Below are 14,554 nucleotides of genomic sequence, written 5' to 3' on the forward strand. Positions count from 1 at the left end.
GTCATAAAGAAAAAGGGCTGCCACGCAGCCCTCTGTGCAGGCGGTACTCGCTAAATTTTCAGGACCTTCATGCCGAAATCGTCAGGATGAACGATGTTTTCGAGCTTACCGACCTGCTGCAAGTCGCCATTAGAAACGACACTGCTGATATTGGTATCAGGAAAACGAAGGTTCTTGGTGAGATGCACCACGATAGGCTTACCCTTTTTATCAATATCCATCACCCACCCGAGGAAACCTCCCGAATATTTCGCCAGACTGCCGATGGGGTAGAGGCCATAAATCTGCACGTATTTGACCAGCACAGCCTTATCATAGGCCGCGTTAGCCTCATAGATTTTGCGATAGGCGGCCAATGGCGTGCGGGGAGAAACACCATTACGCGCATGCCTGAGCTTATTAATCGCCTTAATCACAGAGACCAGCCGGACTAACGGCGACAATGGTTCGGCACGCCTGCCTTGCGGATACCCGCTGCCGTCCACACGCTCGTTGGCATTCTCAATCACATCGCGACAGGTAGGGCTTATCGACCAGCCTAGCTCATGTAACTTCGCGCCCAGTACCGCCACATGACCGCTAAGGATCGCTTTCTGCGCCGGATTCATATTGACCTTGAGCGACGGAAGACGGGCGTTGACCAACAGCGGTTTGCCCATCGTGTGGAGTAACGCGCCTAGCACCGCCTCACGCAGATGGGGATCGTGTGGATCGGCAATTAACAGCATGTCGGCCAATTTCCCCGCTACCTGCACCGCATGCCTGACCCAGTCCGCCTCATCACGCAGGAACGACAGCGCATACAGAAAAGCCTTTCGATCTTTTTTGACCATATACAGCAAGGTATCAACACAGTCATAAAAGATCTCAACGGGCAGCTGATTGCGCGTTTTGATGTACATCAGCCCAATCTGAAGCCGATGGGCAATCTCCATGACGCCGCGTTCCATCGGGGTCTGGCGGGTACGCTTCTCTCGCTCCTGACTTTCTCGCAGCAACAGATTTTTCTCCTTAGTACCCGGAATGAACAACGGAGACGAATACACCATGCTGCCAGTCATACCGGTTCGGTATGCAGCCTCTCTTTCCGACTCATTCGTGTAATGAAGCAGGGCTTCGGACTGGGATGAAGACAAATGGATAAATTGGATACCGACGGCCGCATAGCCATTATTGCCAAAGGGGCGTATATGGCGAATTTTCCCCTCGGCATAAAAGCTTTCTCCGTTAGGGAATTCCAGCGTAATACCGGGGATATCCTGGCCCACTTCAATCGCAATACTCTCAACCAGATCGATTTCGACCAGACATCCACCGGTCGATAAATTACGCAGGGTTCCGGGTACGTTAAGCGTGTGTAGATAAACTTCAATGCGAACACGAGCCTGCATGCCAAGAATAAAGGGAATACGAATCGCCCCCCTGTTTTCAGTGACAAAAACAGATTCTGGCAAACGACATTCCAGACGATAAAACATACTGTCCGTCTTGAATAATTGGGTCGGAATATTACAAAGACTGTAGGTTTCTCGTTCGATGTTATCCGTGCCTTTGAGCGCCTCCAGATCAAAATTCAAACCACCATCGGCAAGATATCTGTCGATATCCGAGCCTGAGTATTCCACATCCAACACGATACGGTTTTTATCCGGATTCAATTCCGCAACGTCTGCTTTCAATGCATATAGCATGTCCTTCGCATAGATAGACATCACATAGGTATGTTGCAGTAATGCGCTAATCACTTTAGCGGGAGGAGGAGAAAAGTGTTCCACGATAAGATCTACCTATTAACGCGACGGTGATATACCCCAAAATCCAAAAAGGATTTCTCTTTTAATAGAAACGAATTTTTACACAAGATTAAAATCTTTAAACAACATTAAAAACGCGAGAAAAACACTATTCTTACTGAGTGAAACCTCTCTCAGATTTAATTTATGCGATTTTCTTCACCCTAATACCATGACGACATGACGATCTTCATATCGTTGATCATCCTAACAAGGATGTTATGAAGTCACAACGTTCGCTCTCGCTCGCCAATTTGATTAAAATACAAACAAAAACAAACAAAAAACCAATCAAACAAAAAATAGTGGAACTAAAAACCAATTAAATAATAACAAGCAGAATTAACACCCATAGACAATATAGATTTAAACGATCATTATTTTTTAGTTGATAGTTAAAAACTATTAAACGTAGATAATTGATCATTTAAAACAATTTCCAACTATCCCAAATTGCTGTGTAGAATCCAGACGAGCAAAGCTGTGGAATTCCTATTTCTATGGAGAGGGTGAGTAATCAGTAAAATGAATACAACAACATTGAATATCGATGGAAGAATTCTTAGGCTGACAGCAGAGTTTCAGCCTATTATCCATCTCCCTCAAAATAAAATATTCCGCTATGAAGCCCTCGCCAGGTTTTATAACTCAGAAGGCGTTTTAGCATCGACTCAGCAGACCATAGATAAAATTGAGGAGTGTAAAGCCATCGATAAAGTGACAGACTTTATGTTTGATGTGGTCTGTCAGGTAATAAAAAACAAAAGTAGCATGACAATATCATTCAACCTGTCGCATTTACTTTTTAATAATTCCGCCTATCTGGAAAAGTTATACCAAAAATGCCTCATGCATGAGGTTAACCCACAGAATATAGAAATAGAGATCAGTGAAAAAACGACTCGGCAGCAGCTAATAGACGGGATACCCTTTTTAAATCAGGCCAAGAAATATGGCTTTATGATTTCATTAGATGACTTCGGCGCAGGAAATCTACAAATAGACAGCCTGAGCTTGTTTGACTTCGATACCATAAAAATCGATCGCTCTATTATCGATGGCATCGGGAAAGAAGAGACAAAATCACAAAAACTAAAAGTCTTATTGAACAAACTCATTCCTCTTGGCGTAAACATTATCTGTGAAGGCGTTGAGAAAGCGACCGATTTGAACCGGTTAAATAAATATCACCCCATTGGGATTCAAGGATATATCTTCTATCGGCCACTCACATTCAGCCAATTAAGGCTGCTGGAAGGCTTTTAGCTAAATAGCTTTGCATAATAGCGCTACACTTGCTGAAGACTACGCACCCCGCCAGCACTGGTCTCGCACAATAAGAAGTGAAGCATCAATGCGCAAAGCTATTTAGCATCCTCGATGTTTCTGCTCTGCCTCTCGCGGGTTAACGCATCATAATCAATCCATGATCCTCACTCCCACAATAAGTGCTACGCCAACAACGTCTTAGACGATCGCGATTAGCGAACAGGCTCACATTTCTGGCGTTCGCCGCAGGAATTTATCCTTTGCGATAGCACATCAATGCGATACTCACGCCAGTGGCAACGGGAGAAAAACGATGTGGCAACGACGCGCGCTGGAACTTAATACGCAGGATATTTGGCACTGGCAACAGGTCATCTCGGTCGTCGATTACGCCCGTGAACAGGGTTTCAATACGCTGGTGCTGGGTGCGGCGGATTTACTGGATAAGCTGGTGACGCCGGAAGCCTACAATAACGCGCGTTTTGACGATCGCATCAGCAGCCAGCAGCGTTCCCGCTGTGTTTACCTGAATCAGGTCGCGGCGCACTGCCGTGAACAGGGGCTAGCGCTCTATCTGCAATGCAAAGAGCTGTCCTTTCCCACAGATTTACTGCTCCATCACCCGGAATTACTGGACGACAAACATAGCCTCCGCATGGACACCGATTTTTGGTGCGACTACCTTGCCGCCAAAGTCGAACTGCTGATGCAGCAGATCCCGAGGCTGAGCGGCCTGCTGCTGGCTATCTCCAACAGCGATAGCCTGCTGCGCTTTTCTGCCCCTTCCGGCGATGCGATCAACGGTGTCGCTCCCGTTACCACGCTCTGGCCGACCAATGCCGACAGCGAGCAGATCTATCACCGTCTATTCTCCGCCGTCGCCCGCGTGATGCACTACCACCAGCGCCATCTGGTATTACGTGCATTTCCCGCCAGCCATCAGGATATCGGTAATGTCCTGAACGCCATTCGCACGCTGCCCGAATCGGTCTCCGTCGCCATTAAAGTCACGCCGGAACGCTTCTGGCCGGAGTTTCCCAATAACCCCGCGCTGCTAGACGTCAGCGGGCGTGAAGTCTGGGTTGAGCTGGATCTGGCTGGCGAAGAAGTCGGCTGGGGCAATCTCCCCTTCCTGCGCTACACCGAGGTGCAGGGGCGGCTGCTGTGGTGTCGGGAGAAAAATCCCGCGATTGTCAGCGCCCTGTGCCGCATCAGTTGGGAAGGGGTGGATAATCACAGCGTGATCGGCACACTCAGCGAATTTACGTTGTTTGTCTGTTCGCGACTCCTGACTAACCAGACCGCAGCGGCAAATGAAAGCACGCTGTTCGCACAGTGGCTCATGACACGCTACCAATGGCAGCCGGACGATGCCGTGCTGCATGCGATGCTCGCCTTGCTGGAACAGGCTCACCAGGCCATTTCTCTGTCGCTATACGCACGCCACCACGTTTTTCATCGCCACAGTCTGCTGCCGACCAGCTTTGGTCAGGCGATCTGGAGCTTGTACGGTCAACTCAATCGCAACCACTGGCTGCCGGGTTCCGGTCAGGATATTACGTTCGATCCGCAGCATGCAGAGCTGGCTTCGCAGAATCTCTATCACATTGCGAAAGAGAAAGATGCCGCCTGGCAGCTGGCGGAACAGTGCCAGCAGGCCGCACTGCAATTCTCCCGCGAACACGCGATGCCGGACGCGCTCAGACAGCGCTGGCAGCAGGAATGGCGCGGGCTTACGCTGTATTGCCGCGCCTTTGTTCACGCGCAGAAAGCCTTCTTTACGCTGCACTACTGCAAACAGGTGGAGAACAACTGGACGCTGCGGGAAATCGCCAAAACCAATATTCAGGCGCTGTACGGGATTGGGCATGAAATGGAGGATTTCTGCCTGCAACACCGGGATTACCCAGTGAGCCTACATGTGATGTTTGATGCCGGGCGTCCACGCGCGTTAGCCGATAGCCTGCAACAGCAGTTGGCTGAACTCACGTAACGCACCGGCAATCCTTACCTTAATCAATAACGAACGTAATCAATAACGATCTGAGTCAGCCGCTTGCTAGCGAATCACCCGTTTCAGAATGCGATCGCCTGAATTGCTGAAGTTTTTCGCCGATTCTTCCACGCTCTTCTTGCCATAGTCGAGCTGTTCGATGGTTTGCAGGATCAGGCTGGCCAGCTGTGGATCTTCAAGATACGAAGACACTGGCGTTTGCATCGGTTTTTCTAGCGCCATCGAGAGACCGGCAACCGACAGATCGTTGGTATCCAGCTTCTGCTTTTCTTCCAGCGCTTGTCTGGCGATACGGCTGAGCGGAATGCCGCGCTCGGTGCCCATTAGCAGCGCGCCTTCAGGATCGTTCATCAGATAATTCAACAACAGCGCCGCTTCTTTCGGGTGCTTGGTATTTTTACTGATAGCAAACAGCATCGACGGTTTGAAGAACTGCCCGGAGTTATCCGATCCCGGCGTCATGATGTATGGCCCTAATTCGAGCTTACTGGGTGCCGCCAGCGGATCGGCGTATTTCTTCACAACTGAAATCCACAGATGTGCCCCACCATATTCTCCGTTAATCCAGGGGCGTGTTTCATACATCCCGACTTTACCGAACGCGTTGTAATACTTCGAAGACGGCATCACATGCTCGTCGATCAAACGCTTATAGAAGCGAAACGCCTCGATCCACTGCGCCTCGCTGTAGTTAAAGCGTTTGTTCTTTTCATCGATCATGCCGATCTGATACTTCTGCGTCATGTAATAGTTGATCAGCTCCAGCATGCCTTCACCGCTGTCCTGCGCAGGTGAAGCAATGGGGAAATAGTTATCGCCCAGTTTCTCTTTAAACACCTTGCCCGCATGGAACAACTCATCCCAGGTGGTAGGATACGGCAGTTCGGCCTTCTTCCAGGTTTCCGTGTTGTAATACATCACCAGCGCATTCAGCGAAGTGGAAATCGCGTTCACTTTGCCGTCAATCGTCGCTGGCTTCAGCGCATCTTCGGGGAAATCCTGTAATTTCAGCGTATCGGTCAGCTTATTCAGGTCATAAAAGCCGGTGCCAGTCTTGGAAAAAATCGGCAGCCAGTTCCAGTTAACCTGTAGCACATCCGGTTCTTCGCCGCTGGCAATCTGCGTCGTCAGACGGGATAAGTGCCCGTCCCAACCGGTGTACTCTGGTTTCACGCTGATGTGCGGATACTTTTTCTGAAACGCTTCCAGCGCGGTCAAGGTTGCCTGATGGCGGCTGTTTCCTCCCCACCAGGAGAGGCGTAACTCTACAGGTTCAGCAGCCTGCGCGAACGAACAGAGCGCAGAGAAGGCGATGACAATCAGTCCAGGTAATCTCATTTTTCCCCCAACGACATTATTATTGTGTTTGTGCGTGTGTCTGGCGTACTGGTGTGACGATATAGATGAGAAAGCAGGTCAGGTACATAGCCGTGAATCAAACCATTTCTCGACTCTGACAAGATAGGCAGAACCCTTTTTATCGCGCTAGTCATCACGGCGGGAAAACGTGTGATTTGCGGGGCTGACGGAAGAAATGCGGATGACGGCACCGTGTTAGTGAGCGTTTCAACCACGCGGTGTAAGCCCTAGGTAACACGGCAGGGAGGTGCCTCACATCATTAACCGACGCACCACACCAAAAAGAGATTTAATTCACAAATAAGAAACACAAAAACAACAAAACCGCTCCATGCACGCGGCAGAAGAGAAAAAGCGGCGTAAAAGTGTGATGAAACATACACGGCATAGCGCGCCGCCTCGCCCTCTTCGTTATGCTTTTCACATTCTCTTACGCCGCGCGCCGTGCGCTGTGAAGCCCGCTCCAACCTCCGCAGATTTCATCACGACAGCCACAGCCAAAAGCCAGCAAACGTGCTGCAATCGGAGCAGGCTCGATCAGATAGGATAACGCGATGAAGCACTCTATTCAGTCATACTCCCCCGCTGCCGACGGTATCACGCCGGATACTGCCATCTTTCAGCAGGCTATCGATCGGATTGCGGCACAGGGTGGCGGCACCCTGACGGTGGAACCGGGGCGCTATCTATTAGGGGGATTACTGCTGCCTTCCAATTTTTGTCTGCAATTGGAGGCGGGGGCTGAGCTCATCGTCAGCGGTGACTATGAACAGTTTGCGCAGGCCACCACGATCAGCATGGCCGAGCTGTCACACCGTGCGTTTCTTTATGCCTACCAACAGCGCAATATCACGATCTGTGGTCAGGGTAAGATCATGGGAAATGCCGACGCCTATTTCTCTGCGGAGCCCGACGATCAAGGCTATCGCCTGCCTGCACAACATCGCCCGCGCATTGTGGTCTTTGAGGATTGCGAACACGTCCGCCTGTGTGATTTTACGATTGAACACGCCCCGATGTGGACTGTGCATCTGGTCAGCTGTCGCCACGTCATCGTCGAACGGCTGACGATTGATAACGATCTAAGCATGGCAAATACCGATGCACTGGATCTCGACAGCTGCCAGCAGGTGCAAATCAGCAACTGCTCGCTAAGCGCCGCCGACGATGCGCTGTGCATCAAAACCACTAATAAACCGCCCCATCTGCAACGTAAGGTGCAGCAGGTCGTCATCAGCAATTGCCTGTTACGATCCAAGAGCTGCGCCCTGAAGATCGGCACCGAAACGTTTGCCGATATCGAAGACATTTCCGTCAGCAACTGCGCCATTTACGATACCAACCGTGCGATCGGCCTGATCTCCCGCGATGGCGGCGCGTTCCGACGCCTACAGTTCAGCAACATCACGTTCCAATGCGTCGCCGCGCATCCGTGTCACTGGGGCAAAGCCGATCCGATCTTTATCTCCGTACGTTATCGCGATCCCGCCATCGAACCGGGCCGGATCGAAGCGGTACAGTTTTCTCAGATCGCCGGTGTCAGCGAGGGAGCGATTAACCTGCACAGTACGCCCGCAGGCTACATTCGGGATATCCATTTCCATGCCGTGCATCTCGAACAGCGGCAGAGCGACTCACCGGAACAGGGCATGTACGATGTGCGTCCGCCCTGCAATCCAGAACGCCCGACGGGTATGGGGCTGGACAATGCGTATCGGGTCGATCCGGCGACAGGTCGCGCCTTCGGTGTCGACTATTATCCAGGCGGCATGCCCGCGATCTTTGCCCGTGGCGTCCTGAACCTGACCACCAGCCACATGACGATCCACCGTCCCGATCCGCTGCCTTCCGGCTGGCATCACGCCGCGATCGTGCAGCAGGAAGAATAAGTGATTCAAGCGACACTTTCGGGTAGTATGCGACGGTTTTTTGCATACTATGTTCTGAGAGCCCCTTTTTCAGAACGAAACCGGGAACATCGCTATGGTCACTACACTATTTAAAGATTTTCAGTTTGAAGCCGCGCATCATCTGCCCCACGTACCAGACGGCCACAAATGCGGACGGCTGCATGGGCACTCTTTCATGGTGAGACTGGAAATTACCGGTGAAGTGGATCCGTATACTGGCTGGGTGATGGATTTCTCCGAGCTGAAAGCCGCGTTCAAACCTACGTGGGAACGATTGGATCATCACTATCTGAATGAGATCCCCGGTCTGGAAAACCCGACCAGCGAAGTGCTGGCACACTGGATCTGGCATCAGTTGAAGCCGACATTACCGCTGCTCAGCGCAGTGATGGTGAAAGAAACCTGCACCGCTGGCTGCGTCTATAAAGGCGAGTAACAAAGAAGTGTTGGTGCTGTAGTCTGGCGTGAGCATCCCTCCCTCACGCCGCTACGATCGGTCGCTATTATCAGTAAATGAATATCAGGCGATATTCAGGTATTTATGCGTCTGCATAGACAGCCGCCAGTTGCGGGCGATGCAGGTCTCGATACACAGCTTGGTCGCATCGTCTTTCTGGCTGATCGGCTGTAGCGCCACAATCCGCGGCTTATCATCATCAAGCCGCGCCAGTAATGCATCCAGCACCTCAATGTCACGTTCACGCGCCACCGGATGTTTTATTTCATCCGCCCGTTGTAGCGCCTGATCGAGCACTTTCATACCGCCGCGCATATTCACTTTCGGCGATACCGTCACCCAGGTTTTTGGCGAACAGCGCACGTCATGAGTGCCGCTGGTTTCGATCTGGCAACTAAAGCCCTGTTTTTCCAGCTGTAGCGTCAACGGTGCCAAATCGTGGATGCAGGGTTCACCGCCGGTGATCACAATGTGGCGCGCCGTGTAGCCTTGCTGCACCATCAGCGCCAGAATGTCGTCTGCACTCGCCGCACCCCAGGCATCGCTTTCTTCCGTTTTTACCAGCACCTGATCCAATGAGGTTTCCCGCTCTGCCAGCTTGTCCCAGGTATGTTTGGTATCACACCAGCTACAGCCGACCGGGCAGCCTTGCAGGCGCACAAACACCGCCGGCACACCGGTAAAATAGCCTTCGCCCTGTAACGTCTGGAATATTTCATTAATCGGGTACTGCATGGTTTTCACTGTCTCTCTCACTTAAAAATGCAGTATACCCTAAATCATTCGCGTTGCAGGACGTCAGCAATGCGCTAGCAAATCCGGCTGGAACACACTACATCAGGGACAGTTGAGTAATTTGGCCCGTGCGTCATAATCAATCTGTTGTTACGACTTCACCTGCTTTCATATGTTTCATTATTAACAAGGAAAAGAATAAATGAAGTTATTGAAACCTCTAGCCCTATTACTCGTCTCGTGTGCCTTTGTGCCTGCATTTACTCAGGCACAGGATATCGCGCAGATTAAAACGCAGCCGGGCTATTACCGCATGATGCTGGGCCAGTTCGAAATTACCGCGCTGTCTGACGGCACCAATACCATGCCGATGGATAAACTGTTACAACGCACGCCGCCGGAAAAAATCACCGAACTGCTGGCAGAAAAAGCGCTGACGCCGCAGGTAGAAACCTCTATCAACGCCTACTTGATCAATACCGGTAAACACCTGATTCTCATCGACACGGGTAACGGCAAGCAGAGCAACCCTACGGTCGGAAAAGTGCTGCCGAACCTGATTGCGGCGGGCTACAAACCTGAACAGGTCGATACCGTATTGATGACCCACCTGCACGGCGACCATTTTGGCGGTCTGGTGCAGGACAATAAGCTGAACTACCCGAATGCCACCGTGTATGTCAGCCAGCCAGAAACCGACTTCTGGCTCAGTCCGGATAATCTGAAGAACGCACCAGAGAACAGAAAGTCCGCGTTCCAACGCGTGCAAAGTACCTTTGATGTCATTCGCAAAGAGAACAAACTGAAAACGTTCCCAGCTCAACAGACAACACTGCTGCCCGGTGTCACTGCGATCCCAAGCCCAGGACATACGCCGGGGCACACGTCTTTTCTGATCGAGAGCGAAGGCAAAAAACTGCTGGCATGGGGAGACATCATTCATGCGGAAGCGGTGCAAATGAGCTTACCGGCCACCACCATCAGCTTTGACTCCAATATGGATCAGGCGACGGAATCCCGTAATAAAGCGCTGGCCGACGCCGCCAGTCAGGGTTATTGGGTTGCTGGCGCTCACCTACCCTTCCCCGGCATCGGCCATGTGGGCACGCGTCTGGAACGCAACGGCACCACCAACGGCTACCGCTGGCTTCCGGCGAATTACAGCGTGGCAGGGTTAAAGAACTAGGTATCAGAATGGCGTTCATTACGTTAATTACTGGCGGTTCGCGCGGCATTGGCCGCGCAACCGCGTGCTATCTGGCAGGAAAAGGCCACAAGATTTGCATCGGCTACCGCACCCAGCAGGACAGTGCGAATAGCGTTCTCGACGAGATTCGCGCAAGTGGCGGGACGGCCATCGCTGTTCAGGTCGATATCGCCGATGAAGAGCAGGTTATCGAGCTTTTTAAGCGGACGGATAAAGAACTTGGCTGCCTCACCGGTCTGGTGAATAACGCCGCGATGCTGAAACCTCAAGCCACCATTGAACAGCTTGATGCCGTGCGGCTTAACGATATTTTTGCCACCAACACGGTGGGCAGCTTCCTCTGTGCCCGGGAAGCGGTCAAGCGTATGGCGTTCCGTCATGGCGGAAAAGGCGGGGCTATCGTCAACGTGTCATCCGCCGCTGCACGGCTGGGTTCACCGCATGAATATATTGATTATGCGGCGTCAAAAGGCGCGCTTGATACGCTGACGATTGGCTTATCGCTGGAGGTCGCCGATCAGGGCATTCGAGTGAACGCCGTGCGTCCCGGTTTTATCTATACCGATATGCACGCTGACGGCGGCGAACCGGCAAGAGTGGATCGCATCAAGCATTCGCTCCCCATGAAACGGGGCGGACACCCGATGGAAGTCGCACAGGCAATAGGCTGGCTGTTATCGGACGAGGCGTCCTATGTCACAGGGAATTTTATCGATTTAGCTGGCGGGAAATAGACGCAACCTATGCAGGTTCCCACCGCTTAGCCTGTCTATTAATCACATTGGTATGCAGATTAAGAGGAGCTTTCGTGCGCCATACTACGGCAATTCATGTTGCGCTATGTACACGCGCCCTGCGTCGGGCGCGTATACGGTATCGGATATGAAGAGCGACGGTGTGGCGCACGAAACTGCCCCTTAGCCAGCATAACCGATATGACTAAGAGGCAACGCTCACGTTAACCCGTTACAAATAGACCCGCAAATATTCCGCCAGACACAGGATCGCCATTGCCTGGCCGTACGGCATGGAGGTCAGGGCGATGTTGCGGTAGAAATCCAGATCGTTGCCCATCGCCGTGCCGAACGATACCTGCGTCAGTTCGCCGTCCTTATTGACGTGATTAATCACGCCGCGAATCGCTTTCTCCGCCACCTCCGCGTAGCTCGGGTCGACGTAGCGCTTGCGCACCGCTTTCAAAATACCGTAGGCAAAACCGGCGGTTGCCGAGCTTTCGAGGTACGAGTTCGGATCGTCGATCAGCGTGTGCCACAGGCCGCTGTCATCCTGATATTTCGCCAAGGCTTCAATCTGGCTTTCCAGCACCTGCAACAGGAAGCGACGCGTCGCGTTATGCTCCGGCAGATCCAGCAGTTCGATAAATTCAGGAATAACGATCGTCAGCCAGCTGTTACCACGCGCCCAGCGTGCTTTAGCGTAGTTGTGCTGCCCTTCGAATGTCCAACCGTGGAACCATAGGCCGCTTTCGCGATCCATCAGATATTGCACATGCAACAGGAACTGATACGTGGCCTCTTCCACAAACTCCGGCCGGTTTAACAGCTTGCCGATTTTCGCCAGCGGCAGCACGCTCATCATCAGCGTGTCGTCCCACAACTGCTGATGGTTTTCGTTGTTATAAACAATGTGCTGCAAGCCCTGCTTATCCGTGCGCGGCATTTCGTACATCACCCACTCCGCCCAGCGCTCCAGATACGGTAGCCAGCGTGCATCGCCCGTTTCTTCATAGCGATAAGCCAGCGTCAGGAACGGACACACGGTGTTCACGTTCTTCGTCGGCGTACCTTCCGCCAGACGCTCGGTAAACCAGTCGTCGATGATGGCGCGCATCTGCTCGTCACCCGTCTGCTGGTAATACTGGTAAATCCCGTACAGCCCGATGCCGTGCGTCCATTCCCAACCCGCCCAGCCTTTGGTATCAATTACCCGACCATCGTCCAGCCGTAACAAAAACTCACCGGTTTTATCCTCAATATTCACCAGATTGTCGGTGATATGGCAAATCAGCGCCTTCAGATCCTCGCGGGAGATGAAGCGTTCTGGCTGACGTAAAAGCGGGCTATGTTTTACACTGAATACGGTCATAGTCATTCATCCAATTGAGTTATCAGTTAACAGTTCAATACAGTTACGACTGCGTGGCGTGCGTGACCGGCTTATCACCTTTATGGCGATTCAGATAGCCGATGTTGTTATTGCCCCACAGCGATTCATACGGCATACCAGCCAGCATTTCGACCGTTGCCCGCGCCTGCGGCGTAATGTTCTCCGGCACAGGACGCCCGGCTTCACGCATTTTCAGCGTCTCTTCCCGCAGCACGCTGTGCGTTTGCAGGTTGAGTTTAAAGCGCAGAGAAACCAGGAAGCCCAACGCCAGCACACCCACAGTGCCGAAGCTCAAAATCATCAGAATAGTGTGACTAACGCTCGGTGCCTGTACGCTCTGGCCGGACACAAAGCCGGAGAGCTGTAACACCACGCCCACCAGCATCACTGCCCCGGCCTGAGAGGCTTTGCGGGTCAGCGTCATAATCCCGGCGAAGATCCCTTCGCGACGCTGTGCGGTAATCACTTCATCCACATCGGCGATGTAAGTGTAGGTATTCCACGGCACGTAGTTGATCCCGCCACGCCCGATACCCGCCAGCGCAGAAATCAACAGCAGCAGAGAGAAGGTGTCATGCAGGCCGCTGTACCACAGGACGGCGTAGGAAAGCGCACTCACGCCAAACAGGCACACGACCAATCGGTAAGACGGGGCTGGCCCAAAGCGGATACACAGCGGAATCATGCCGATCACCGCAATGAATTGCAGAATCGCCATCGTTCCCATCAGGTTAGACGCCATGGTCGGGCTTTGCATCAGCACAAAGACCACGTAATAGGTGAACACGGCGTTAAACACGTCCTGCGCGATATACCCGCCCAGATACATGCCAAGATGCTGACGGAAGATGCGAATACGCAGCGTGGAAACCAGCTCGACGTTCAGCCGTTTCAGGCTTTGGCCTAACGTCAGAGACTGGCGCTCTTTCTCCGCCCGCAGCGACGCTTCCGACATCTGATCGCGTGGCCGTTCCCAGGTAAAGAAATAGACCAGCGTCAACACCAGCGCGCAGATAACGGAGAACACCAGACTCGAATAGAAGAAGGAAATGGCGTTGTCTTTACCAAAGTAGCCCAGCAGGATGCCCGGCAGGAACGCAGCCAAAATCGCGGACAGCTGCGCCAGCGCGATGCGTGCACCGGAGAATTTGGTTTTCTGTTTGAAATCGTCGGTCATTTCCGGCACCAGCGTTTCATACGGCACCAGCACCATCGTATAAACGATATCGAACAGCAGGTACGTCAGCAGATAGTACCAATAGCTCATATCCCCGACCCACATGAAGCTGTAGCTGAACACGAAGGGAATACCGAGCAGAATAAAGAACTTGCGGCGGCCAAAGCGTTTGCCCAGCCAGGTTGAACCGAAGTTATCGGTCAGGAAGCCCATCAGCGGGCTGACGACGGCATCAAGCACTCGCGCCATCGCAAAAATAAACGTTGCCTCAATCGGCGTTAAGCCACAGAACGTGGTGTAAAAATAGAGTAACCAAGCGGCCGTCAGCGCTGTTGTACCAGCGCCAAGAAAGTCCCCTGAACCGTAGGCTAAATAGTTAGCCAAACCGATCTTACGCGTTTTCATCGCCATCCTTCCCCGAACATTTTTAATTATGAAGGTGTCACGCTGATACGGTAGCGCCCGGCGATCGTGAAAACCTTTGCGCTTTTGCCACCACGCGTCCC

At 52.3% G+C, this 14,554-nt stretch carries 11 protein-coding genes; 6 read left to right on the forward strand and 5 right to left on the reverse strand.

Annotated elements, in window-relative coordinates:
* Positions 1-50 precede the first annotated feature (50 nt).
* On the reverse strand, positions 51-1,775 hold the full coding sequence (locus Q3A88_RS08335) for a PilZ domain-containing protein (protein WP_317177720.1): 1,725 nt from the start codon (positions 1,773-1,775) through the stop codon (positions 51-53).
* Positions 1,776-2,318: 543 nt separating this feature from the next.
* Here Q3A88_RS08335 and Q3A88_RS08340 point away from each other — a divergent pair.
* Positions 2,319-3,059, forward strand: a complete 741-nt coding sequence (locus Q3A88_RS08340; protein ID WP_014916474.1) for an EAL domain-containing protein — start codon at positions 2,319-2,321, stop codon at positions 3,057-3,059.
* A 316-nt stretch (positions 3,060-3,375) separates the two neighbouring features.
* Positions 3,376-5,055 carry a hypothetical protein gene (locus Q3A88_RS08345; protein WP_110162509.1) on the forward strand — a complete coding sequence of 560 codons (1,680 nt, stop codon included), beginning with the start codon at positions 3,376-3,378 and terminating at the stop codon, positions 5,053-5,055.
* A 66-nt stretch (positions 5,056-5,121) separates the two neighbouring features.
* Here Q3A88_RS08345 and Q3A88_RS08350 read toward each other — a convergent pair whose 3' ends face one another.
* The gene (locus tag Q3A88_RS08350; protein ID WP_010681605.1) at positions 5,122-6,414 is read right to left on the reverse strand and encodes an ABC transporter substrate-binding protein; all 1,293 of its coding nucleotides are present in this window, start codon (positions 6,412-6,414) and stop codon (positions 5,122-5,124) included.
* 575 nt (positions 6,415-6,989) lie between these two features.
* Between Q3A88_RS08350 and Q3A88_RS08355 the strand changes: the two genes are divergently transcribed.
* Together Q3A88_RS08355 and queD are read left to right on the forward strand one after the other, a co-directional pair.
* Positions 6,990-8,324 carry a glycoside hydrolase family 28 protein gene (locus tag Q3A88_RS08355; RefSeq protein ID WP_110162508.1) on the forward strand — a complete coding sequence of 445 codons (1,335 nt, stop codon included), beginning with the start codon at positions 6,990-6,992 and terminating at the stop codon, positions 8,322-8,324.
* 94 nt (positions 8,325-8,418) lie between these two features.
* A complete protein-coding gene (queD, locus tag Q3A88_RS08360; RefSeq protein ID WP_010309068.1) occupies positions 8,419-8,781 on the forward strand; it encodes a 6-carboxytetrahydropterin synthase QueD in 363 nt (120 codons plus the stop codon).
* Between the two features lie 84 nt (positions 8,782-8,865).
* On the opposite strand, the gene queE is transcribed toward queD, so the two are convergent.
* Complete coding sequence (queE, locus tag Q3A88_RS08365; protein WP_317177721.1) at positions 8,866-9,537, reverse strand: 7-carboxy-7-deazaguanine synthase QueE; 672 nt, start codon at positions 9,535-9,537, stop codon at positions 8,866-8,868.
* 202 nt (positions 9,538-9,739) lie between these two features.
* Between queE and Q3A88_RS08370 the strand changes: the two genes are divergently transcribed.
* Together Q3A88_RS08370 and Q3A88_RS08375 are read left to right on the forward strand one after the other, a co-directional pair.
* Positions 9,740-10,723, forward strand: coding sequence for an MBL fold metallo-hydrolase (locus Q3A88_RS08370; RefSeq protein ID WP_233990529.1), 984 nt, complete (start codon positions 9,740-9,742; stop codon positions 10,721-10,723).
* Positions 10,724-10,731: 8 nt separating this feature from the next.
* Complete coding sequence (locus tag Q3A88_RS08375) at positions 10,732-11,478, forward strand: SDR family oxidoreductase (RefSeq protein ID WP_039283079.1); 747 nt, start codon at positions 10,732-10,734, stop codon at positions 11,476-11,478.
* 232 nt (positions 11,479-11,710) lie between these two features.
* On the opposite strand, the gene Q3A88_RS08380 is transcribed toward Q3A88_RS08375, so the two are convergent.
* On the reverse strand, positions 11,711-12,850 hold the full coding sequence (locus Q3A88_RS08380; RefSeq protein ID WP_233990531.1) for a glycoside hydrolase family 105 protein: 1,140 nt from the start codon (positions 12,848-12,850) through the stop codon (positions 11,711-11,713).
* Positions 12,851-12,893: 43 nt separating this feature from the next.
* Positions 12,894-14,453 (reverse strand): MFS transporter, encoded by a 1,560-nt coding sequence (locus Q3A88_RS08385; RefSeq protein WP_110162505.1) that lies wholly within the window; start codon positions 14,451-14,453, stop codon positions 12,894-12,896.
* Between the last annotated feature and the right edge of the window lie 101 nt (positions 14,454-14,554).

This window comes from Pectobacterium sp. HCp5_1, from assembly GCF_032905925.1.
Taxonomy (GTDB): Bacteria; Pseudomonadota; Gammaproteobacteria; order Enterobacterales; family Enterobacteriaceae; genus Pectobacterium; species Pectobacterium brasiliense_A.

Bases quoted from the DNA above. Each gene is read 5' to 3' on its own strand.
- queE (WP_317177721.1), bottom strand. From the start codon at position 9,537: ATGCAGTACCCGATTAATGAAATATTCCAGACGTTACAGGGCGAAGGC.
- Q3A88_RS08370 (WP_233990529.1), top strand. From the start codon at position 9,740: ATGAAGTTATTGAAACCTCTAGCCCTATTACTCGTCTCGTGTGCCTTT.
- Q3A88_RS08345 (WP_110162509.1), top strand. From the start codon at position 3,376: ATGTGGCAACGACGCGCGCTGGAACTTAATACGCAGGATATTTGGCAC.
- Q3A88_RS08385 (WP_110162505.1), bottom strand. From the start codon at position 14,453: ATGAAAACGCGTAAGATCGGTTTGGCTAACTATTTAGCCTACGGTTCA.
- queD (WP_010309068.1), top strand. From the start codon at position 8,419: ATGGTCACTACACTATTTAAAGATTTTCAGTTTGAAGCCGCGCATCAT.
- Q3A88_RS08350 (WP_010681605.1), bottom strand. From the start codon at position 6,414: ATGAGATTACCTGGACTGATTGTCATCGCCTTCTCTGCGCTCTGTTCG.
- Q3A88_RS08355 (WP_110162508.1), top strand. From the start codon at position 6,990: ATGAAGCACTCTATTCAGTCATACTCCCCCGCTGCCGACGGTATCACG.
- Q3A88_RS08375 (WP_039283079.1), top strand. From the start codon at position 10,732: ATGGCGTTCATTACGTTAATTACTGGCGGTTCGCGCGGCATTGGCCGC.
- Q3A88_RS08380 (WP_233990531.1), bottom strand. From the start codon at position 12,850: ATGACCGTATTCAGTGTAAAACATAGCCCGCTTTTACGTCAGCCAGAA.
- Q3A88_RS08340 (WP_014916474.1), top strand. From the start codon at position 2,319: ATGAATACAACAACATTGAATATCGATGGAAGAATTCTTAGGCTGACA.